Annotated in this window: 23 protein-coding genes; 12 read left to right on the forward strand and 11 right to left on the reverse strand. The window is 60.9% G+C overall.

Annotated features, from left to right (window positions below; translation table 11 throughout):
- Positions 1-69: 69 nt before the first annotated feature.
- The 6 genes from PSUM_RS08145 to PSUM_RS08170 are packed head-to-tail and all read left to right on the forward strand — an operon-like array spanning position 70 to position 6,133.
- Positions 70-2,988 carry a monovalent cation/H+ antiporter subunit A gene (locus tag PSUM_RS08145; protein WP_083349326.1) on the forward strand — a complete coding sequence of 973 codons (2,919 nt, stop codon included), beginning with the start codon at positions 70-72 and terminating at the stop codon, positions 2,986-2,988.
- Positions 2,988-3,332, forward strand: a complete 345-nt coding sequence (locus PSUM_RS08150; RefSeq protein ID WP_007986256.1) for a Na+/H+ antiporter subunit C — start codon at positions 2,988-2,990, stop codon at positions 3,330-3,332. Before PSUM_RS08145 ends, PSUM_RS08150 begins: the two co-directional genes overlap by 1 nt.
- Complete coding sequence (locus tag PSUM_RS08155; RefSeq protein WP_020800952.1) at positions 3,329-5,014, forward strand: monovalent cation/H+ antiporter subunit D; 1,686 nt, start codon at positions 3,329-3,331, stop codon at positions 5,012-5,014. The genes PSUM_RS08150 and PSUM_RS08155 overlap by 4 nt, the downstream gene beginning before the upstream one ends.
- On the forward strand, positions 5,011-5,499 hold the full coding sequence (locus PSUM_RS08160) for a Na+/H+ antiporter subunit E (RefSeq protein ID WP_033043270.1): 489 nt from the start codon (positions 5,011-5,013) through the stop codon (positions 5,497-5,499). Before PSUM_RS08155 ends, PSUM_RS08160 begins: the two co-directional genes overlap by 4 nt.
- Positions 5,496-5,774: a K+/H+ antiporter subunit F gene (locus PSUM_RS08165; protein WP_008063386.1), complete on the forward strand. Its 279-nt coding sequence runs from the start codon at positions 5,496-5,498 to the stop codon at positions 5,772-5,774. The genes PSUM_RS08160 and PSUM_RS08165 overlap by 4 nt, the downstream gene beginning before the upstream one ends.
- Positions 5,771-6,133, forward strand: coding sequence for a Na+/H+ antiporter subunit G (locus PSUM_RS08170; RefSeq protein ID WP_008063389.1), 363 nt, complete (start codon positions 5,771-5,773; stop codon positions 6,131-6,133). The genes PSUM_RS08165 and PSUM_RS08170 overlap by 4 nt, the downstream gene beginning before the upstream one ends.
- A gap of 280 nt (positions 6,134-6,413) precedes the next feature.
- On the opposite strand, the gene PSUM_RS08175 is transcribed toward PSUM_RS08170, so the two are convergent.
- The 4 genes from PSUM_RS08175 to PSUM_RS08190 form a co-directional block, all read right to left on the reverse strand.
- The gene (locus PSUM_RS08175) at positions 6,414-6,851 is read right to left on the reverse strand and encodes a DUF3995 domain-containing protein (RefSeq protein WP_020796720.1); all 438 of its coding nucleotides are present in this window, start codon (positions 6,849-6,851) and stop codon (positions 6,414-6,416) included.
- A gap of 106 nt (positions 6,852-6,957) precedes the next feature.
- Positions 6,958-7,971: an ABC transporter substrate-binding protein gene (locus PSUM_RS08180; RefSeq protein WP_083349327.1), complete on the reverse strand. Its 1,014-nt coding sequence runs from the start codon at positions 7,969-7,971 to the stop codon at positions 6,958-6,960.
- Positions 7,972-8,089: 118 nt separating this feature from the next.
- Complete coding sequence (locus tag PSUM_RS08185) at positions 8,090-8,293, reverse strand: hypothetical protein (RefSeq protein WP_020796722.1); 204 nt, start codon at positions 8,291-8,293, stop codon at positions 8,090-8,092.
- On the reverse strand, positions 8,293-8,763 hold the full coding sequence (locus PSUM_RS08190; protein ID WP_020796723.1) for a hypothetical protein: 471 nt from the start codon (positions 8,761-8,763) through the stop codon (positions 8,293-8,295). Before PSUM_RS08190 ends, PSUM_RS08185 begins: the two co-directional genes overlap by 1 nt.
- A gap of 409 nt (positions 8,764-9,172) precedes the next feature.
- Between PSUM_RS08190 and PSUM_RS32115 the strand changes: the two genes are divergently transcribed.
- From PSUM_RS32115 to PSUM_RS08205, 3 genes are all read left to right on the forward strand, one after another.
- Positions 9,173-9,421, forward strand: a complete 249-nt coding sequence (locus tag PSUM_RS32115; protein ID WP_080725390.1) for a hypothetical protein — start codon at positions 9,173-9,175, stop codon at positions 9,419-9,421.
- Between the two features lie 149 nt (positions 9,422-9,570).
- Positions 9,571-9,801, forward strand: a complete 231-nt coding sequence (locus PSUM_RS08200) for a hypothetical protein (protein WP_008064250.1) — start codon at positions 9,571-9,573, stop codon at positions 9,799-9,801.
- 140 nt (positions 9,802-9,941) lie between these two features.
- Entirely contained in the window at positions 9,942-10,181 is a 240-nt protein-coding gene (locus tag PSUM_RS08205) for a DUF2789 domain-containing protein (protein ID WP_020796726.1), read from the forward strand.
- Between the two features lie 2 nt (positions 10,182-10,183).
- Here PSUM_RS08205 and PSUM_RS08210 read toward each other — a convergent pair whose 3' ends face one another.
- The 3 genes from PSUM_RS08210 to PSUM_RS08220 form a co-directional block, all read right to left on the reverse strand.
- Entirely contained in the window at positions 10,184-10,393 is a 210-nt protein-coding gene (locus PSUM_RS08210; RefSeq protein ID WP_020796727.1) for a hypothetical protein, read from the reverse strand.
- Positions 10,394-10,566: 173 nt separating this feature from the next.
- Positions 10,567-12,231, reverse strand: coding sequence for a methyl-accepting chemotaxis protein (locus PSUM_RS08215; RefSeq protein ID WP_404821742.1), 1,665 nt, complete (start codon positions 12,229-12,231; stop codon positions 10,567-10,569).
- A 169-nt stretch (positions 12,232-12,400) separates the two neighbouring features.
- Positions 12,401-12,805 (reverse strand): TraR/DksA family transcriptional regulator, encoded by a 405-nt coding sequence (locus tag PSUM_RS08220; RefSeq protein WP_007935965.1) that lies wholly within the window; start codon positions 12,803-12,805, stop codon positions 12,401-12,403.
- A gap of 364 nt (positions 12,806-13,169) precedes the next feature.
- On the opposite strand from PSUM_RS08220, the gene PSUM_RS08225 reads away from it, so the two are divergent.
- Entirely contained in the window at positions 13,170-13,781 is a 612-nt protein-coding gene (locus PSUM_RS08225; RefSeq protein WP_083349328.1) for a glutathione S-transferase, read from the forward strand.
- Positions 13,782-14,005: 224 nt separating this feature from the next.
- Here PSUM_RS08225 and PSUM_RS08230 read toward each other — a convergent pair whose 3' ends face one another.
- A complete protein-coding gene (locus PSUM_RS08230; protein WP_083349329.1) occupies positions 14,006-14,935 on the reverse strand; it encodes a hypothetical protein in 930 nt (309 codons plus the stop codon).
- Between the two features lie 278 nt (positions 14,936-15,213).
- Here PSUM_RS08230 and PSUM_RS08235 point away from each other — a divergent pair, with 278 nt between their 5' ends.
- Together PSUM_RS08235 and PSUM_RS08240 are read left to right on the forward strand one after the other, a co-directional pair.
- The gene (locus PSUM_RS08235; RefSeq protein WP_020796732.1) at positions 15,214-15,897 is read left to right on the forward strand and encodes a response regulator transcription factor; all 684 of its coding nucleotides are present in this window, start codon (positions 15,214-15,216) and stop codon (positions 15,895-15,897) included.
- Entirely contained in the window at positions 15,875-17,269 is a 1,395-nt protein-coding gene (locus PSUM_RS08240; RefSeq protein WP_020796733.1) for a sensor histidine kinase, read from the forward strand. The genes PSUM_RS08235 and PSUM_RS08240 overlap by 23 nt, the downstream gene beginning before the upstream one ends.
- A 116-nt stretch (positions 17,270-17,385) precedes the next feature.
- Here PSUM_RS08240 and PSUM_RS08245 read toward each other — a convergent pair whose 3' ends face one another.
- From PSUM_RS08245 to PSUM_RS08255, 3 genes are read right to left on the reverse strand one after another with little or no spacing between them, the layout of a single operon-like run.
- Positions 17,386-17,796, reverse strand: coding sequence for an SRPBCC family protein (locus PSUM_RS08245; protein WP_033044548.1), 411 nt, complete (start codon positions 17,794-17,796; stop codon positions 17,386-17,388).
- Between the two features lie 28 nt (positions 17,797-17,824).
- Positions 17,825-18,622, reverse strand: coding sequence for an SDR family NAD(P)-dependent oxidoreductase (locus PSUM_RS08250; RefSeq protein ID WP_033044549.1), 798 nt, complete (start codon positions 18,620-18,622; stop codon positions 17,825-17,827).
- A 2-nt stretch (positions 18,623-18,624) separates the two neighbouring features.
- Positions 18,625-19,641: an aldo/keto reductase gene (locus PSUM_RS08255; RefSeq protein WP_083349330.1), complete on the reverse strand. Its 1,017-nt coding sequence runs from the start codon at positions 19,639-19,641 to the stop codon at positions 18,625-18,627.
- Between the last annotated feature and the right edge of the window lie 55 nt (positions 19,642-19,696).

Below are 19,696 nucleotides of genomic sequence, written 5' to 3' on the forward strand. Positions count from 1 at the left end.
AGCTTGGCGTTTGGCGATCCGGGAACTGGTACGTATGATGCTTCACAAACTTCCGCAGATTAGAAGCCTATGTCCCTGATAGTTCTACTGCTTCTGCCTTTCATAGGCAGCTGTCTGGCAGCGGTGCTGCCTCACAACGCGCGTAATACCGAATCCCTACTGGCTGGCCTGGTCGCTTTGATCGGCACCGTCCAGGTCGCCCTGCTGTACCCGCAAATCGCCCATGGCGGCGTAATCCACGAAGAATTCCTTTGGCTGCCCAGCCTTGGCCTGAACCTTGTCCTGCGCTTGGACGGTTTCGCCTGGCTGTTCTCGATGCTGGTGCTGGGCATCGGCACGCTGGTGTCGCTGTACGCCCGCTACTACATGTCGCCGGACGATCCGGTACCGCGTTTCTTCGCGTTTTTCCTGGCGTTCATGGGTGCCATGCTCGGGCTGGTGATCTCCGGCAACCTCATCCAGATCGTGTTTTTCTGGGAGCTGACCAGCCTCTTCTCGTTCCTGTTGATCGGCTATTGGCACCACCGCGCCGACGCGCGACGCGGTGCTTATATGGCGCTGATGGTCACCGGTGCGGGCGGCTTGTGCCTGTTGGCGGGGGTCATGCTGCTTGGCCATGTGGTCGGCAGCTATGACCTGGACAAGGTCCTGGCCGCCGGCGAGCTGATTCGTGCTCATGCCCTCTACCCTATCCTGCTGCCCCTGATCCTGATCGGCGCGCTAAGCAAAAGCGCGCAATTCCCCTTCCACTTCTGGCTGCCCCACGCCATGGCCGCGCCGACACCGGTTTCGGCCTATCTGCACTCGGCAACGATGGTCAAGGCCGGGGTGTTCCTGCTGGCTCGCCTGTGGCCGTCGCTCTCGGGCAGTGAAGAATGGTTCTACATCGTCAGTGGTGCCGGCGCCGCCACCCTGCTGCTCGGCGCGTATTGCGCGATGTTCCAGAACGACCTCAAGGGCCTGCTGGCGTACTCGACCATCAGCCACCTGGGCCTGATCACCCTGCTGCTGGGCCTGAACAGCCCGCTGGCCGCCGTAGCCGCGGTGTTCCACATCCTCAACCACGCCACGTTCAAGGCCTCGCTGTTCATGGCCGCCGGCATCATCGACCACGAAAGCGGCACCCGTGACATCCGCCGGCTCAACGGCCTGTTCAAGCTGATTCCGTTCACCGCGACCCTGGCCATGGTCGCCAGCGCCTCCATGGCCGGCGTGCCGCTGCTCAACGGTTTCCTGTCCAAGGAGATGTTCTTCGCCGAGACCGTGTTCATCAACGCCACGGCCTGGATCGAAGCCACCCTGCCGATCGTCGCGACCATCGCCGGGACCTTCAGCGTCGCCTACTCCTTGCGTTTTACCGTTGACGTGTTCTTCGGCCCGACCGCTACCGACCTGCCCCACACCCCGCACGAGCCGCCGCGCTGGATGCGCGCGCCGGTCGAGCTGCTGGTGTTCACCTGCCTGGTGGTGGGGATCTTCCCGGCGCAAGTGGTCGGCCCATTGCTCGCCGCTGCCGCGCAACCGGTCGTGGGCGGCACCTTGCCCGAGTACAGCCTGGCGATCTGGCACGGCTTGAACGCGCCGATGATCATGAGCCTGATCGCCATGTCCGGCGGCATCGTGCTGTACCTGCTATTGCGCAAGCAGCTCAAGCTCGGTCGCTTCCATTACCCGCCGCTGATTGGCCGCTTCAACGGCAAGCGCCTGTTCGAACGCAGCCTGGTGCTGATGATGCGCCTGGCCCGACGCCTGGAGCCACTGATCAGTACTCGGCGCCTGCAGATGCAATTGTTCCTGATGGTGCTCGCCGCGGTCCTGGCCGGGTTGATCCCGATGTTGCACAGCAGCCTGCACTGGGGCGACCGACCGAAGATCCCGGGCTCGATCGTGTTCGTCATCCTCTGGCTGCTGGCGATTGCCTGCGCCCTCGGCGCCGCATACCAGGCCAAGTACCATCGTCTGGCCGCCCTGACCATGGTCAGCGTCTGCGGCCTGATGACCTGTGTGACCTTCGTCTGGTTCTCGGCCCCGGACCTGGCGTTGACGCAACTGGTGGTCGAAGTGGTGACCACGGTGTTGATCCTGCTGGGCCTGCGCTGGCTGCCACGGCGGATCGAAGAGGTATCGCCGCTGCCGAGCAGCCTGCGCAGGGCGCGCATCCGCCGCATCCGCGACTTGCTGCTGTCGGCGGTAGTCGGCGGTGGCATGGCGTTGCTGGCCTACGCGATGCTGACCCGCCAGACGCCGAACGACATTTCTTCGTTCTACCTCAGCCGCGCCCTGCCCGAAGGCGGCGGCAGCAACGTGGTCAACGTGATGCTCGTGGACTTCCGCGGCTTCGACACCCTCGGCGAAATCACCGTGCTGGCGGCCGTGGCGCTTACCGTGTTCGCCCTGCTGCGACGCTTCCGTCCGCCGAAGGAAAGCCTGCAGTTGCCGGCCCAGCAGCGCCTGCTCGCGCCGGACGTGGTCACCGACCTGGTCAACCCGCGTCACGCCAGCGACACCGCGCTCGGCTTCATGATGGTCCCGGCGGTGCTGGTGCGCCTGCTGCTGCCAATTGCGCTGGTGGTCTCGTTCTACCTGTTCATGCGCGGGCACAACCAGCCGGGCGGCGGCTTTGTCGCGGGCCTGGTGATGTCGGTGGCGTTCATCCTGCAGTACATGGTCGCCGGCACCCAGTGGGTCGAAGCGCAAATGAGCCTGCGGCCGCTGCGCTGGATGGGCGTCGGCCTGCTGTTCGCCACCGTCACCGGCCTGGGCGCGATGTTCGTCGGCTATCCGTTCCTGACCACCCACACCTGGCATTTCGACCTGCCGCTGCTGGGCGACATACACCTGGCCAGTGCGCTGTTCTTTGATGTCGGCGTGTACGCCGTGGTGGTCGGTTCGACGCTGTTGATCCTGACCGCCCTCGCCCACCAATCGGTGCGGGGTCACAAGACCGCGGCCCAGCCCAAACTTGTCGTCATCAAGGAGGCTGTCTGATGGAAGAAGTCATCGCCATCGCCATCGGCGTCCTGGCCGCGTCCGGCGTCTGGCTGATCCTGCGTCCGCGGACGTTCCAGGTGGTCATGGGCCTGTGCCTGCTGTCGTACGGTGTCAACCTGTTCATCTTCAGCATGGGCAGCCTGTTCATCGGCAAGGAGCCGATCATCAAGGACGGCGTGCCCCAGGATCTGCTGCACTACACCGACCCGCTGCCGCAAGCACTGGTACTCACCGCCATCGTCATCAGCTTCGCCATGACCGCACTGTTCCTGGTGGTCTTGCTGGCTTCGCGCGGTCTGACCGGCACCGACCATGTGGATGGCCGGGAGCCTAAAGAATGAATCCGATGTCGCACCTGATCGCCGCCCCCATCCTGCTGCCGCTGCTGACCGCCGCGATCATGCTGATGCTCGGCGAGAAGCACCGCCCGCTCAAAGCCAAGATCAACCTGTTCTCCAGCCTGCTGGGGCTGGGTATTTCAGTGCTGCTGTTGCAATGGACGCAAACCACCGGCATCGCCGGTTCCATTGGCGTGTATCTGCCGGGCAACTGGCAGGTGCCATTCGGCCTGGTGCTGGTGGTCGATCGCCTGTCGGCGCTGATGCTGGTGCTGACCGGCATTATCGGCGTCTGTGCGCTGCTGTTCGCCATGGCGCGCTGGGACAGCGCCGGTTCGAGCTTCCACGCGCTGTTCCAGATCCAGCTGATGGGCCTGTATGGCGCCTTCCTGACGGCGGACCTGTTCAACCTGTTCGTGTTTTTCGAAGTGCTGCTGGCCGCGTCCTATGGCTTGATGCTGCACGGGTCGGGCCGGGCGCGGGTGTCGTCAGGGCTGCATTACATCTCGATCAACCTGCTGGCCTCGACCCTGTTCCTGATTGGCGCGGCGCTGATCTACGGCGTCACCGGCACCCTGAACATGGCCGACCTGGCGCTGAAGATCCCGCTGGTGCCCGAAGCCGATCGCGGCCTGTTGCATGCAGGCGCGGGCATCCTGGCGGTGGCGTTCCTGGCCAAGGCCGGGATGTGGCCGCTGAATTTCTGGCTGGTGCCGGCGTACTCCTCGGCCAGCGCGCCGGTGGCGGCGATGTTTGCGATCATGACCAAGGTCGGCATCTACACCTTGCTGCGCCTGTGGACCCTGCTGTTTTCCGGTCAGGCCGGCGCCTCGGCGTACTTCGGTGGCGACTGGCTGATCTACGGCGGCATGGCCACCATCGTTTGCGCGGCCGTGGCGATCCTCGCGGCCCAACGCCTGGAGCGCATGGCCAGCCTGAGCATCCTGGTGTCGGCGGGGATCCTGCTGGCGGCGATCGGCTTCGGCCAGCCCAACCTGATCGCTGCGGCACTGTTCTATGTGGTCAGCTCGACCCTGGCGCTGAGCGCGCTGTTCCTGCTGGCGGAGTTGATCGAACGCTCGCGCTCGGCCAACGAAATGCCCCTGGAGGATGAAAACGAGATGCTGCCTCGGCCGCTGGAATCGTTGTATCCGGTCAAGGGCATCAACCTCGACGACGACCAGAAAGCCGTGGTCGGCCAAGTGATTCCCTGGACCATGGCGTTCCTCGGCTTGAGCTTCATCGCCTGCGCCCTGCTGATCATCGGCATGCCACCGCTTTCCGGGTTCATCGGCAAGCTCAGCCTGCTCAGCGCCCTGCTCAACCCGATGGGTCTGGGCAACGCCGGCGACGCACCGGTATCGAATGCCGCGTGGGGCTTGCTGACGCTGCTGATCCTCTCGGGGATGGCGTCGTTGATCGCCTTTGCCCGTGTCGGCGTCCAGCGTTTCTGGACACCGGCAGAACGCCCCTCGCCTGCGCTGCGGCGCCTGGAATGCGTACCGATTTTTGCGCTGTTGGGCTTGTGCATCCTGCTCACGCTCAAGGCCGAACCGCTGCTGCGCTACACCCAAGCGGCCGCCAACGCCTTGAACAACCCGCAGCAGTATGTGATGGCCGTGCTCGGCACCCGCGTAGTGCCAGGCCCGCAGGCCAGTGCAGCGCTGCTGGAGGTGCAACCATGAAGCGCCTGCTGCCTGCGCCATGGCTGTCGCTGGCCCTGTGCCTGTTGTGGTTGCTGCTGAACCTGTCGCTCAGCCCCGGCAACCTGTTGCTGGGCGCCCTGCTGGGGTTTTGCGCGCCTTTAATGATGCGCAAGCTGCGCCCGCTGCCGATTCGCGTTCGTCGGCCCGGGGTGATCCTGCGTCTGTTCCTGCTGGTCGGTCGCGATGTGCTGGTGTCCAACCTGGCGGTCGCCTTCGGTGTGCTCAATGCTCGCCGCCAGCCGCCGCGCTCAGGGTTCGTCAAGGTGCCGCTGGACCTGCGCGACGCCAATGGCCTGGCCGCGCTGTCGATGATCTGCACGGTGGTGCCGGGCACGGTCTGGTCGGAGCTGGCGCTGGATCGCAGCATCCTGCTGCTGCATGTCTTCGACCTGGATGACGAAGTGCTGTTCATCCAGCACTTCAAGGCGACCTACGAGCGCCCGCTGATGGAGATTTTCGAATGAGCAGCTTGTTGTCCAACGCCATCCTGCTAAGCCTGTTCCTGTTTTGCGTGGCGATGATCCTGACCCTGATCCGCCTGTTCAAGGGCCCATCGGCCCAGGACCGGGTCCTGGCCCTGGATTACCTGTACATCGTGGCGATGCTGATGATGCTGACGCTGGGCATTCGCTATGCCAGTGACACTTACTTCGAGGCGGCGTTGCTGATCGCGCTGTTTGGCTTCGTCGGTTCGTTCGCCCTGGCGAAATTCCTCCTGCGCGGCGAGGTGATCGAATGAGTGCGCCATTATCCTTGTGGGTGGAAATACCCGTGGCCATCCTGCTGGTGCTCGGCAGCCTGTTTGCCCTCATTGGCGCCACTGGCCTGTTGCGGATGAAGGATTACTTCCAGCGCATGCACCCACCGGCCCTGGCCTCGACCCTGGGAGCATGGTGCGTGGCCCTGGCCTCGATCATCTTCTTTTCGGCGCTCAAGTCCGGGCCGGTTTTGCATGCGTGGCTGATACCGATACTGCTGGCGATCACTGTGCCGGTGACCACGTTGTTGCTGGCCCGGGCGGCATTGTTTCGCAAGCGCATGGCGGGGGATGATGTGCCGGCGGAGGTTTCTAGTCGGCGTACGGAGAGTGGGGGGTGATTGAAAGATCGCAGTCTGCGTTGATGGAGTACATTCCATTCCTGCGGTAACGGCCACTTATGGTTTCGCCCTTACGGCGAGTCACTTGGAAAAGCCCCAAGTAACCAAGGGCTCTTGCCCCTGACGTTCGGTGCCTCGCTAATGCTCGGCACCGAGTGGTGGGGCAAAGCCTTTTGGTTCCTTTTTGGCGTTTGAAAAAGGGACTCGCCGTAAGGGCGAAACCATAGGTGGCCGTTACCGCAGGAATGGATATGTACTCCGTCGGCTGCGATTTTTCATCTTAGACCCAGGCCACCGCCAACAACCCAGCCCCCAGCACCACACACAACGGCGAGTAGACCCAGGTGTCCAGCCGGGCAAACCGCGACCCCTTGACCTCCTTGAAAAACCCCACCAGTTCCGAATCACCAATCGCCCGGGCGAACAGCAATAACGCAATGGCGCTGATCACCCATTGCAACCCTCGATGATCCACCTGCGGCAGCCACCAACCAACTCGCAAGCACACCAACAGGGCAATGGTCAGCAACGCCGCCGCCACCAGCATCGTCATCCAGCCACGGGGCTTGAAGGCCGGCTGCAATCGCGCTCCGCCCTCCACCGGCACCTGCGGCACCACCGCCACGACGGCCCATTTACCACCCAACGCCCAATACACGTGTGCCAGGGCGATTGCCGCAATTACCGTCGCCAGCCATTGAGCCAACACGAAGGTCATGGTCTGAAATCCTTGAAAGGGATTTGAACAGACTCATCCTAGTCGGCTTTTTTCGCCGTGCACGCGCTCATGCCAACGACCCGACCAACGCGTTTGCGGCCGCCTCCTACAAGGCGGCTGACACCTTGTCCGCGATATCCTTGGGCAACCAGGCCTTCCAGACCTGCGGATGCGCCTTCATGAACGCTTCGGCGGCCTGACGCGGTGGCGTGTGCTTTTCACTCATCTCGGCCAGCGCCCTGTTCAACGCGTCGATGGGAAAATCGACCTTGGCAAAGAACGCGGCAATCTGCGGGTACTGCTTCTGGAACGGCGTGGACACGCCGATAGACAGCTTCGAGGGCAGCGATCGGGTCGGTTGCGGGTTGGGGTTGTCGGCGTCGGTCAGGGTTTTCCAGGCCTGCGCATCGAAGGGCGGCTCTTCCAGCTGGATCAGCTTGAAGCGACCGAGCAGCGGCGTGGGCGACCAGTAATAGAACAACACCGGTTTACCCCGGCGAATCGACGAGCTGATCTCCGCATCCAGCGCCGCTCCCGAACCGCTGCGAAAATTCACATAGCTGTCATCGAGCCCATAGGCCTTGAGTTTCTGCTTGTTGACCACTTCCGAGGTCCAACCGATAGGGCTGTTGAGGAAGCGCCCCTTGTTCGGCGCTTCAGGGTCCTTGAACACGTCTTTGTACCTGGGAAGGTCGGTGACACTGCGCAAGTCCGGCGCCAGCGCCTTGATGCCCTTGGCCGGGTCGCCCTTGACCACGTACTCAGGCACCCACCAGCCTTCCGTGGCGCCCTTGACCGTATCGCCCAGGCTCACGACCTTGCCTTCCGCCTCTGCCTTGACCCAGACCGGGCTGCGCCCCGCCCACTCCTCGCCAATGACCTGGATGTCATTGTTGGCCAGTGCGGTTTCCAGGGTGATGGTAGTGCCTGGCAAGGTGTCGGTCGGCAGCCCATACCCTTTTTCGACGATGATCCGCAGGACATCGGTGATCAGGCTGCCGCTTTCCCAATTGAGGTCGGCGAAGTGGATCGGCGCGCTGGCAGCCAGCACCGCAGCGGGTGACGCCAACAATCCGAACGTGGCCACGACAGCGGCCAGCAACCGGCGAATGCCTTTCATGCTTGTGCACCTCGTGCTGTTCACAGCAATAGCAGGATGGCCTGGCAGAAGACCGCAAAGCCTCTGAATACTCAGTCAACTGACTGTAGTAGAGGTTCCTGCTTTCGAGGGACGAGGATCACTTTTCACAGGATTGCTGCAGACAGGCCAGCTCTCTCCTGACCATGCTGGCGTACGCCGCAGGTTGCAACGCGTAGATTTGCGAGGCCACCCAGTTCAGCCAGGCACCCTGCAGGACCGCCTTTTGCTCAAACAGACGCTGGGCCTCGGCTTGCGCACGGGCCTGGTGCTGTTGGTGGAAATCGGCACGGGGCAGGACCACTATTCACTGGCCTTGAACGTCACCAGTTCGCCCTTGCGCCACTTGGCGGCCTTGCCGGTCACGGCCTTGAGGGTCTTGGTCAGGCCTTCCTGCAGCTGCTGGTGGGCGGCGAATACCGTCACCACGTTGTGCCCTTCCTTGAACAGGATGGCTTGGCCGTCGGCCGTGGTCACGAAGGCGTAATCGCCCAGGCCATAGACTGTCAGTTTGATGTCGCGGAACTTGATTTCCAGTTTGCCGCCTTCGCGGCTGGGCAACACCGACGCGCTGAAATGATCGCCGACCTTAAGTTTGAGCCCCGGTTTATCGTCCACCACGAGCGCTGTCTCGGTGTCGATCTCGGCAATGTAAATGCCTTCGGCGCTCTGTTCGGTAATGTAAACAAAACGTGACTGAAACTGTTTAACCAGCTTTGCGCGCAAATCGCCCAGCACGAACAAAGCATGCATATCGAGATTACTTACTGCCAAGGAAACATCCCCACATCTGAAAATGACGCCGCACGCGAAAAAAGCGCACGGCCAAAAAAGCGGCAATGCCGAGGTGAAGCCAGATAACCCGGGTTGAGATCCTGGATGCGCAGAGCGCTCATCCCTCTCGAAGCTTGAGCAGATTACTGGATGCTGCTCACGTCGTCTCGCCCGGCGTTCGACAAAGGCTGAAGGAAAACGCCCTTGGAACCGCCAGAGAAATACGGACTATCAACTTTAGGGAAAAAACTCTTATAAAAAAGCACTTTTCTTACATATCGCCAGCCAGAAATTGCTTTAGATAAGCCTTGTCCACCCACCAGTGACGCTGATTCTAGAGCAGCGATGCTCACCGAGACTACCCATAACGACGTACATTACGTCGGCAAACCCAAGAAAAGGACTTCACATGTGCACACTGACACACTTTGCCCATCCCCAGGCATCTTACTCCAACACCCCACCTTCCCTGCACCCCGCCTTGTTCCTTGCGACCGAAGCCGCTCCTCACTGCCCCTCGCCACCACGATTTCACGTGGTTCTGGCGGGTATCGCCTTCTTTCATATCAAAGAAACTTCCACGGGGCACGTAAGAGGTTTCCGCGGCGATCATAACCAGGCCTGCGCCCTCGCGCGCGCGCTCGAGTCACATAGGTGACACTTTCATCCCGTTTTCCCGGAAGGTTTTGTCAAGCCGGCGACTTTACTCAGCCGCCGGCCTCCAACTACTGCCATACTCCCCGACCAATCAAACGCGCCTTCCCGTGGCGGGCGCGTTAAACAACAATTTCATGGGAAGGCTGTAACGTGACGGAATTTGATATCGGCGAGTTTTTCATCAGGGGCGAAGCCAGAGAGATCGACGGCGAGTTCCAGGCCGTGATCGTGATGCGCGCCAAGCCACCGCTGAAAACCGTGACCTATCATCAAGTTGAGAAAGATCGCTGGTTCAAGTCCTCCGACATCGCCGCCCTCGCCGCGCAGGAGTCGGCCAAGGAACTGAAGGCGGCCGTCGATGCAGGCGCCTTGAAAACCTGACACGCGCCATTGCGGTCTATGCTCACTGCTGCGTTGGAACATCGTTTGCGAACTTAATGAAGCACGGCTCCCTCAGATGCAGCAGAGACGTTCTTCATCTCTATCACTCGACACGACCGATGACCTGCAAGGAGATCAAGATGGAATCACCGACCCACGACCTGAAAGGCTTGTTCGACCAGCTCGGGCTGGATTCCAGCCCAAAAGCCATTGACGATTTCATTGCCAGCCACTCCCCCCTGCCCCAAGACAAAAAGCTCATTGATGCCGAGTTCTGGACCTCCCAACAGGCAGGCTTCCTCAAAGAACAACTGCGTGAAGACGCCGACTGGGCGCGAGTGGTCGACGACCTGAACCTGCGCATGCATCAGGTTCACTAAGATCAGGCACAGTGCAGGTTGCCTGGCGCTTCGGCGCGCAATTGCGCCAACCAGGCAGCCTTGCACTCTTCAGCCTCATTGCGACTGGAATAGGCTGTGCCACGGCGTTCGCCATTGAGCAGCACCACCCAGCAGATGCTTTGCCCCATCGCCCGCAAACTGGCGGGTACTCCGCTACCGATCATGACCGCGACATCAACTTTACCGTGCATGCTGCGCCTCCAATTCCGTTAGCAACCTAACTAATACAGTTATGGTAACGACAGCGCAGGCGCGAAAACAATATCGACTTTGTACAGCTTAGTTACCAAAATTGTAACAATCGCCCGCCATCATCGGGCCCCCTCTCCACAGGTTTGTTTCTTGCCTGAAGATTGCTTGAACATTATCGAGGGTTTTCCGGCTTGTAGCCCAAGCGCAAACCACCCCAATGACGGCCCTTGAGCATGATCGGCACTGACAGGTCGTGCATGAGCTCTCCGGTATCGCGGGTGTAGGTTTGCAACAGCACGGCCTGCTGATGACTGCCACAGCGGATCCCCGTCCGGTCGGCGAACTTGCGTTTGCTGCGGTTATGCAGGGTATCGTGCTGTATATCGCCGGTCAGTGGCTGGCTGAACGCCTGGTTATGCGTCGGCACGTAGCCCTGCTGGGTGCAGGCAATGGCGAATACCAGGCCTTCGTGGCGTGGCAGCAGTGGCTCCTGGATAGCCGGCAGGACCTGATCGGTGTAACGATCAAAGCGCGTTCGGTATTTGGCCGGGTGGGTATCGGGAATCGCCTGGTAATGGCGGTCGAACAGGTCTTCGAGGCTGATGTGCCCCGCATCGATATCTGCCTCGAAGCGCGCGGCAATCTGGCTCGCGCCTTCCCGGGCGAGGTCATAGATACGCTGGTGATAGTCATCCAGGCCGACTTCGGCGAGGCGCTCGCTGATGGTCTCGGCCTGGCCTTCCATCTGCACCGCTGCCAAGGCCAGGCGCTGGGTCTGCTGGTCACTGATCGCAAGGTCGCTGCGCATCTGCTCGATGGCGTGAAACAGGCTATCGAGTTGTTCGCGGTTGGTTTCGGCACCGCGAGCGATTGCCCCGACCTGGCTTTCGACACCGGCAGCCAGGCGAGCAATGTTGTCCAGGTGCTGTCCCGTCTGTTCGACCTGGCCTACGCCGGTGTCGAGGTCGCTGGACAATTGGCGGATCTGCTCGACCACTTGTGCAGTGCGCTGCTGGATATCGGCCACCATGTCGCCGACCTCTCCGGTGGCCGTGGCCGTGCGCGCGGCAAGCCCTCGCACCTCATCGGCCACCACCGCAAAGCCACGACCGTGCTCTCCGGCCCGCGCCGCTTCGATGGCCGCGTTCAGGGCCAGCAAGTTTGTCTGGCTGGCAATGGACTGGATCACCAATGTGACCCGCTGAATGTCATCGCTGCGCAGGCTCAGGGCTTCGATCAGCTCGCGGCTGTTATTGGCCCGCTGGCTGAGTTGGTGCATGCGGGCAATGGACTCGATCAATTCGGTACGCCCTGCCACGCCGCTTTGATGCGCTTCACTCGCGGCACTGAGGGCCTGGTGACTGAGGGCCGAGGTGGCCTGCTCGGTAGCGATCATGACTTCGGCATTGCCAACGATTTGTGCTGCCGCCCCCAGTTGCGACTGCAACTTGTCGGCCAGTTGCTTGACCGAGAAGGCCACGCCGGCGGCTGACAAAGCGTTATGACTGGTGGTGTAGGACAGTTCGCGGGTTAACGCCGAGAGTGTGCCGGACGTATCGACAGGCGCGGCTTCAGGCATTGCGCGTGAGCGCAGGCGCGGCAGCCAGATGATCAACACGGCCAGAGGCAGGCCAAGGTAGAGCGGCCAGCCGCCAAGGGTCATGCCACACAACAGCAGCATCAGGGCGATGCTTTGCAGTGTCGGCGTCAACCAGCGGTTGTTCGGCAAAAGCGTGGGTGCAGGCACGGCCGCCACCCGAGATCCGTCTCTCGTCATCTTTTTCACCCCGCCAATTTCTAGTTGTTGTCTTCGCATTAAACGCCAGCACAAGGCCATTATCCATGAGCCTTTAGTCGGGGACGTTGCAGCAGATCAATAGAAGTTCGGGGGGAATTTTGCAGGCGTCGAAAAGCAAAGATCGCAGCCTGCGACAGCGCCTACAGGGGGCTGCCGACGGCTGCGATCTTTTCCAGGCAGCCCAGGTTAAATGGGCTACCCGACAGAATCAGGCCTGACGCTGGTGCTTGTCGATCTGCTCGTGACGTTCTTGAGCTTCGATGCAGTACTTGGTGGTCGGGCTGATCAGCAGGCGCTTGAGGCCAATTGGCTCGCCGCTGTCATCGCACCAGCCGAAACTGTCTTCCTTGATGCGTTCCAGGGCTTGTTCCAACTGAGGCAGCATGCGCTGATCACGATCGATCGCGTTCACCAGCCAAGTGCGCTCTTCTTCAACGGAAGCGGCGTCCGCCGGGTCGGCTGGGGTGTCCAGGCTTTCGATGGCGATGCGGTTCTGTTCGATGCGCTCATGGGTTTCGACTTTCATGTTTTGCAACAGCTCAGAGAAAAAAGCATGTTGCTCGGCATTCATGTAGTCATCCGCCGGCATGGCCAGCAACTTGTCCTTTGTCATTGATATCTCTATAAAAAAACGTGCATTAAGGCGAATTAGGGAGCGTTGCGGCGGACCATCGAAGGTCATCGCAAAGGCGCCGTTTATACCAAGCGCCACCCGGCACTCAATTTACGAGGGGCGGCAGTCTAAGGCCGACTTGAGGCCTCAGCAACTGAAAAGACAGCGAATTTGTCCGACAAAGCCTCGAAAATGCTCTAAGACAGGCATCCAGGCGGATATCGGAGTGCGTTTATAGCAAGAAATTCAATCCTGCGAAGCTTATATAAAAGACAAACCGCTGAGCTGCATGCCCCGGTTTGCAGGTCGACCGGGCTCAGCTAAGGTTGTCGCTCGCGTAATGGCTATCTCAAGGAGCGGTTAAATGAAGCTGATCGGCATGCTGGATTCACCTTACGTGCGACGCGTCGCCATTTCTGCCAAGCGCCTGGGCATCGCCCTGGAGCACGAATCGGTGTCGGTGTTCAGGACCTTCGAGCAATTTAGGCAAATCAACCCGGTGCTCAAGGCGCCGACCCTGATACTGGATGACGGTGAAGTGTTGATGGATTCGACGCTGATCATCGATTACCTGGAGGCATTGGCCGGCCCGGATCGCAGCTTGATGCCTGCGGGTATCGAACATCGCCTGCGGTCACTGCGCCTGATTGGCCTGGCATTGGCTGCCAGCGAAAAGTCGGTGCAGCTTTATTATGAACGCAACCTACGCCCGGCAGAGATTCAATACGAGCCTTGGGTTGAACGGGTCGAGGGGCAATTGGCAGCCGCCTATTCGGCGCTGGAACGAGAGCTGGAAAAGCAGCCGCTGAAAAATGACGGCTCGATTGACCAGGCTGGTATTACCCTCGCTGTTGCGTGGAGCTTTACCCAGTATGTGGTGCCGGATCAGGTTCCGGTTGAGCGGTTCCCAAAAATCGCTGCGTTCACCCGCTATGCCGAGGGGCTTGAGGTGTTTATCGACACGCCGATTGACTGACGGCGTTACGGCCACCATCGCATCGCCAGCAAGCCGGCTCCTACAGGTGCGTTTCACACCTTTACATCCACCAGCAAAAACGCCGCTTCCGCCAAAAAGGCAGAAGCGGCACAGGCACGAGGCCAGGAACTATCAGTTCATGTAAACAACGCGATCAGAATGATGATCGGGATCGGTATGCCGAGAAAGAACAGCAGTAATGAACGCATGATGATTCTCCTGAGTTAGCGAACAGGTGTGGTGTTCACGTAAGTGTCGGTTTCCACATACACCACGGCATCCCGACGACGACCTCCAAATGTTGCTGCAAGGCTGGCGAAGAACGCACCGGCCAAGAGCGCAACAAACATCCACAAGGTGGTCATGGCAGCGACTTTGGCGGCGGTATCAGCAGCTTGTTGCGCAGCCAGCTTGGCGTCCGCCACGGCTTTCTGCGTGCGGGCATAGACTTCGTCGACACGACGCTCGGCGTCCGCTTGGGGCAGGTTGGTCCGTTGCGCCACCAGTTGTGCCAGGTAAGTACGGTCTTCAGCGGCCAGCTGACCGTCTTTCAGTGAGCGCACGAAAATGCGCGTCACTGTGCCTCGGGCGGCGTCTTCGCTGAGGGCGGCCGGCTGGTCATTACGAAACAGGCTGTCGATGTAGTAGCCGTACTGATCGCTGTCAGTGTTGGCTGCCGCGGTGCCCGCCGCTGCTGTCATGGCAGTGGCGGCGCCACCGGCGACCTGCGCCCCGGCCTGCACGCCACCACTGACGATGCTGCTGACCGAACCGGCGACCAACGTGGCCGTCACCAGCGTCGCCACGCACCAGGCGAGAAAACCGTGGGCGGTATCGCGGAAATAAACTTCATCGCCATGCATGTAAGCCCACTTCACCCGCAGCCGGCCGGCGATATAGCCACCGGCGCCGGAAGCGACGATTTGCGTGACAGCCAGCCAGACAATCGTCGATATGCCCAGGCCCTTGGCGCTCATGCCTTCATTGGCCCACGGCGAAACTGCCGAGAACCCCAGGCCGAATCCGAGCAGCACCAGGATCAGCGACAACGCCGCCGCCGCCGCGGCCCCGGCGAAGATCGCCCCCCAGGACACGCCCGACACTGTGCTCGATTCATCCGTGGCGGGATAGAAACCCTCAGAGGATCTATTCATTGTTGTATCGCTCCAGGCAGAAAGATGGTGTTACAAGTCTCGAAGGAGCAATTGCAGTCACCGTGCCAGTCGCGGATTTTCAATAAATCCTTTTGTTTCAGAGATTTAGAAACTTTGAACTTCCCAGCTCCATGCAAATTGCAATGAACGGCTGGTCGCAGCGGGTTTTATGCATTAAACGACGATGGATGTGTCCATGAACTTTTATTTAGTAAGCGTTCGATCATTTCTTGGCAAAATGCTGCACTACGTTGTGAATACCTAATCAGGCCAGCCTTATGACCCGCATCTTGACCATCGAAGACGACGCCGTGACCGCACGGGAAATTGTCGCCGAACTGAGCAGCCACGGGCTCGACGTCGATTGGGTCGACAACGGTCGAGAGGGACTTGAGCGTGCGGTCAGCGGCAACTATGACCTGATCACCCTCGACCGCATGCTGCCCGAACTCGACGGCCTGGCGATTGTCACCACATTGCGCACCATGGGCGTGGCCACGCCTATCCTGATGATCAGCGCCCTTTCCGACGTCGACGAGCGCGTACGCGGCTTGCGTGCCGGGGGTGACGATTACCTGACCAAACCCTTCGCCACCGATGAAATGGCTGCCCGGGTCGAAGTGCTGCTGCGCCGGCAGAACACCGTGACGGCCCAGGCCACCACGCTGCGGGTGGCAGACCTGGAGCTGAACCTGATCAGCCACGAGGCCAGCCGTGACGGCCAGTTGCTCACCCTGCTGCCCACCGAATACAAACTGCTGGAATTCCTGATGCGCAACACCGGGCAGATCCTCTCGCGGATGATGATTTTCGAAGAGGTCTGGGGTTATCACTTCGACCCCGGCACCAATTTGATCGACGTGCATATCGGCCGCCTGCGCAAGAAAATCGACCCACCTGGCAATGTTCCATTGATTCGAACGGTGCGAGGCTCGGGTTATGTCATTGCCGAACCCGTCTAAAGGCTGGCGTTCTTCCACCAGTCGCCTGCTGGCCCTCTACAGTGCGTTGTTCGTGGTCTGGAGCGGGATACTCATGGGGGTCATGTATTACGAGGTGTCCGCTTACCTCGACAACCTGGCCAAGCATTCGCTGATGCAACGCCAGCATCTGTTCTCGCACTTCCAGGGCGATCAACTGACGGACGCCCTTGCCGTCAGCATGACCTTCGACATCCGCGGCATCGACGCCTACGGCCTGTTCGATGCCGAACATCGTTACCTCAGCGGCGCCTTGCGCCACATTCCCAAAGGCCTGCCGCTGGACGGCAAGATTCACATGCTCAACGACTGCGCCGAGTCCGACGACCCGACCCTGCCCGTCGACAGCTGCGACGCGGTGGCAACCCAGACGAAAGATGGTCGCTGGCTGATCCTGGTGCGGGACAACGGTTCGTTGTTTGCCGTGACCCGGATCATCCTCCATGCCTTGTTCTGGGGCGTGACCCTGACCATCTTGCCGGGCATCGTTGGTTGGCACCTGTTGCGCCGCCGACCGCTACGGCGGATTCGCGCGATCCAGGGCAGCGCCGAAGCCATCGTCGCCGGGGACCTTACCCGGCGTCTGCCGCTGTCCAATCGCCGCGATGAACTGGACATGCTGGCCGCCATCGTCAACGCCATGCTCGAACGCATCGAGCGCTTGATGAACGAGGTCAAGGGCGTGTGCGACAACATCGCCCATGACTTGCGCACCCCGCTGACCCGCCTGCGCGCGCAGCTCTACCGCATGCAACAACAGGCCGGCGAAGGTTCGCCACAAGCGACGCAATTGGACGCGGTGTTGGCCGAGGCCGACACCCTGATGGCGCGTTTTCGCGGGCTGCTGCGGATTTCCGAACTGGAGGATCGCCAGCGCCGGTCCGGTTTCGTGCAATTGGACGCGGTGTCCTTGCTACAGGAACTGCATGAGTTTTATCTGCCATTGGCCGAGGACGATGGCCTGACGTTTGAACTGCAACTGCCCACATCGCTGCCTTCGCTCAATGGCGATCGCGCCCTGCTGTTCGAAGCGGTGGCCAATCTGTTGAGTAACTCGATCAAATTCACCCCGCCCGGTGGCCAGGTGATTTTGCGTGGGGTCAATGAGAACGGGCATACCCGCATCGAAGTACTCGACTCCGGCCCCGGCATTGCGGAGGCTGAACGCGAGGCGGTGTTCCAGCGCTTCTACCGCGCCGAGGCGGGGAATCAGAAAAGTGGTTTCGGCTTGGGGCTGTCGATCGTCGCGGCGATTGTCAGCTTGCACGGATTTGCGCTGGAGGTGGGGACAAGTGAGTTGGGTGGAGCGCGGTTGGTGCTCGATTGTCGGGAGAGTCTGATTACCCCCGCATGATCGTTCCCACGCGCCGCAAAGGAATGCCTCAAGGGACGCTCCGCGTTCCAGCTTGCGAAAGGGACGCGGAGCGTCCCGGGCTGCATTCCCACGCAGAGCGTGGGAACGATCAGTGATCAGGCTGGGTAGTTCGCCCGCAGGGCCTCAAGACCACCCTGGTAAATCCCGGTGAATAACGCCACGACTTCCTCATGGCTCACACCCACCGGCTCAAACCGACCGGACCAGGTCACCCGGGCGCCCTGCCCCTGCGCTTCAACGCGGATCGTCGCCAGATAATCAGTGGCCGGAAACGGCGCCTGCAAGATCGAGTAACTGTAGGTCTTGCCATCGTTGTCGAACGTTTGCAGGCGCTCAACCACCACCGCGCCGTCCGCCGTTTGCAGGCTGCGTACCCGCCCGCCTTCGCTGAGCTCACTCTTGGGAATGAACGGCAGCCAGTCCGGCAGCGAATTGAAACCGCCAATCAATTGCCAGACCTGATCGGCCGAGGCCGGGATGTCGATGGATGCTGAGGTTGTTGCCATGAAAAATACTCTCCAGATTCAAAAAGGTTCAGATCGCCAGGCTGTCGACGACACCGCCGTCGACCCGCAGGGCGGCGCCAGTGGTGGCCGAGGATAGCGGCGAAGCAATGTAGGCCACCAGGTTTGCGACCTCCTCGACATCCGCTACGCGCTGGATGATCGAGCTCGGCCGCGCCTTGCGCACGAACGCGTCGGCTTCTTCCCGAACGCTACGTCCGGAGGCGGCAATGGCGTCCTTGAGCATTTCCTCCACGCCGTCAGTGAGGGTCGGACCCGGCAGGATCGAGTTGACTGTCACCCCCGTGCCCGCCAGACGTTTGGCAAGGCCATGGGACACGGCAAGGTTGGCACTTTTGGTTACGCCGTAGTTGATCATTTCGGCGGGGATCGCCACGCCGGATTCCGAAGACAGGAAGATCACGCGGCCCCAGCCCTGCTTGACCATATCCGGCACGTAATGCCGGGCCAGGCGCACACCGGAGATCACGTTGACTTCATAGAAACGTGTCCACTCGCTGTCCGGGGTCTCGAAGAAGTCCACGTCGTTGTAGATCCCGAGGTTGTTGACCAGCACGTCAGCACGGGGTTCGGCGGCGAACAGTTTTTCCGCGCCTTCAGCCGTACCCAGGTCGGCGGTCAGCCCGCGCAGTTGAGCACCGGGCACTTGCTGACGAATGCTCGCCAGCGCCTGCTCGACTTTGGCCGTATCGCGGCCGATCACCACCACCGTGGCGCCGCATTCGGCCAGCGCCTTGCTGATCCCCAAGCCTATGCCGGCCGTGCTGCCGCTGACAATCGCCAGTTTTCCACTCAGATCGATTTTCATGCTCAAGCTCCAATGATGGGTAATGGGGCACGCTCGCCGATCAGCTTGGCGTCACGCAGTGCCTGCCAGAAGGCGGCGGGAATCACCTGCGACAATGCGGCGACATCTTCGGCAATTCGCTCTGGACGGCTGGCACCAGGAATAACCGCCGCCACCGCCGGGTTGGCCAGGGAAAACTGCAATGCAGCCGCTTTGATACTGACGCCGTGGGTAGCGGCAATCCGCTTGATCTGTTCGACTTTGTTGACGATCGCCGGGCTGGCCTTCTGGTATTCGAAGTGCGCGCCACCGGCCAGGATCCCCGAGCTATACGGACCGCCGACCACGATCTCGACGTTCTGCGCCAGTGCTGCGTCCATCAGACGCTGCAAGGCACGATCATGGTCGAGCAGAGTGTAGCGGCCCGCCAGCAAAAAACCGTCCGGTTGCGCTTCGCTCAGATCCAGGGTCAATTCGCACGGCTCGACCTTGTTCACCCCCAGGCCCCAGCCTTTGATCACGCCTTCTTCACGCAAGCGAGTCAGGACTTTGAACGCACCGGTACGGGCCTGGTTGAAGTACTCCAGCCATTGATCGCCGTAGAAGTCCTGGGCGATGTCGTGCACCCAGACGATGTCCAGGCGATCGGTTTGCAGGCGCTTGAGGCTGTCTTCGATCGAACGCAGGGTCGCATCGGCGCTGTAGTCATTGACGATCTTGTTCGGGCGACCATGCTCGAACACCCCGCTCTTCTCGCCCAAATCGCGAGCGGCGGCGTCTTCGACCTCGTCGAGAATCACCCGGCCGACCTTGCTGCTCAGTACATAGTCATCGCGGTTGTAGCGCGACAGCGCCTGGCCGAGGCGAATTTCCGACAGGCCCGAACCGTAGAACGGCGCGGTATCGAAATAACGCACACCGGCATCCCAGGCGGCGTGGACGGTGGCTTGCGCTTCTTCCTCGGGAATGGCGCGGAACATGTTGCCGAGCGGTGCAGTGCCGAAACCCAGTGCGCCGGGCAGTTTGTCTTTCAAGCTCATATTCAGATCCTCATCAGTTCAGTGGTCAGGTGGTGACCGTTGAGCAGATCCTAGA

Origin of the sequence: Pseudomonas umsongensis (assembly GCF_002236105.1) — a bacterium.
GTDB lineage: Bacteria > Pseudomonadota > Gammaproteobacteria > Pseudomonadales > Pseudomonadaceae > Aquipseudomonas > Aquipseudomonas umsongensis.

Excerpts from the sequence above, each read along its gene's own strand:
- PSUM_RS08145 (WP_083349326.1), top strand. The coding sequence starts at position 70 with ATGTCCCTGATAGTTCTACTGCTTCTGCCTTTCATAGGCAGCTGTCTG.
- PSUM_RS08150 (WP_007986256.1), top strand. The coding sequence starts at position 2,988 with ATGGAAGAAGTCATCGCCATCGCCATCGGCGTCCTGGCCGCGTCCGGC.
- PSUM_RS08155 (WP_020800952.1), top strand. The coding sequence starts at position 3,329 with ATGAATCCGATGTCGCACCTGATCGCCGCCCCCATCCTGCTGCCGCTG.
- PSUM_RS08160 (WP_033043270.1), top strand. The coding sequence starts at position 5,011 with ATGAAGCGCCTGCTGCCTGCGCCATGGCTGTCGCTGGCCCTGTGCCTG.
- PSUM_RS08165 (WP_008063386.1), top strand. The coding sequence starts at position 5,496 with ATGAGCAGCTTGTTGTCCAACGCCATCCTGCTAAGCCTGTTCCTGTTT.
- PSUM_RS08170 (WP_008063389.1), top strand. The coding sequence starts at position 5,771 with ATGAGTGCGCCATTATCCTTGTGGGTGGAAATACCCGTGGCCATCCTG.
- PSUM_RS08175 (WP_020796720.1), bottom strand. The coding sequence starts at position 6,851 with ATGACCTTCGTGTTGGCTCAATGGCTGGCGACGGTAATTGCGGCAATC.
- PSUM_RS08180 (WP_083349327.1), bottom strand. The coding sequence starts at position 7,971 with ATGAAAGGCATTCGCCGGTTGCTGGCCGCTGTCGTGGCCACGTTCGGA.
- PSUM_RS32115 (WP_080725390.1), top strand. The coding sequence starts at position 9,173 with ATGTGCACACTGACACACTTTGCCCATCCCCAGGCATCTTACTCCAAC.
- PSUM_RS08205 (WP_020796726.1), top strand. The coding sequence starts at position 9,942 with ATGGAATCACCGACCCACGACCTGAAAGGCTTGTTCGACCAGCTCGGG.
- PSUM_RS08210 (WP_020796727.1), bottom strand. The coding sequence starts at position 10,393 with ATGCACGGTAAAGTTGATGTCGCGGTCATGATCGGTAGCGGAGTACCC.
- PSUM_RS08215 (WP_404821742.1), bottom strand. The coding sequence starts at position 12,231 with ATGGCCTTGTGCTGGCGTTTAATGCGAAGACAACAACTAGAAATTGGC.
- PSUM_RS08220 (WP_007935965.1), bottom strand. The coding sequence starts at position 12,805 with ATGACAAAGGACAAGTTGCTGGCCATGCCGGCGGATGACTACATGAAT.
- PSUM_RS08225 (WP_083349328.1), top strand. The coding sequence starts at position 13,170 with ATGAAGCTGATCGGCATGCTGGATTCACCTTACGTGCGACGCGTCGCC.
- PSUM_RS08230 (WP_083349329.1), bottom strand. The coding sequence starts at position 14,935 with ATGAATAGATCCTCTGAGGGTTTCTATCCCGCCACGGATGAATCGAGC.
- PSUM_RS08235 (WP_020796732.1), top strand. The coding sequence starts at position 15,214 with ATGACCCGCATCTTGACCATCGAAGACGACGCCGTGACCGCACGGGAA.
- PSUM_RS08240 (WP_020796733.1), top strand. The coding sequence starts at position 15,875 with ATGTCATTGCCGAACCCGTCTAAAGGCTGGCGTTCTTCCACCAGTCGC.
- PSUM_RS08245 (WP_033044548.1), bottom strand. The coding sequence starts at position 17,796 with ATGGCAACAACCTCAGCATCCATCGACATCCCGGCCTCGGCCGATCAG.
- PSUM_RS08250 (WP_033044549.1), bottom strand. The coding sequence starts at position 18,622 with ATGAAAATCGATCTGAGTGGAAAACTGGCGATTGTCAGCGGCAGCACG.
- PSUM_RS08255 (WP_083349330.1), bottom strand. The coding sequence starts at position 19,641 with ATGAGCTTGAAAGACAAACTGCCCGGCGCACTGGGTTTCGGCACTGCA.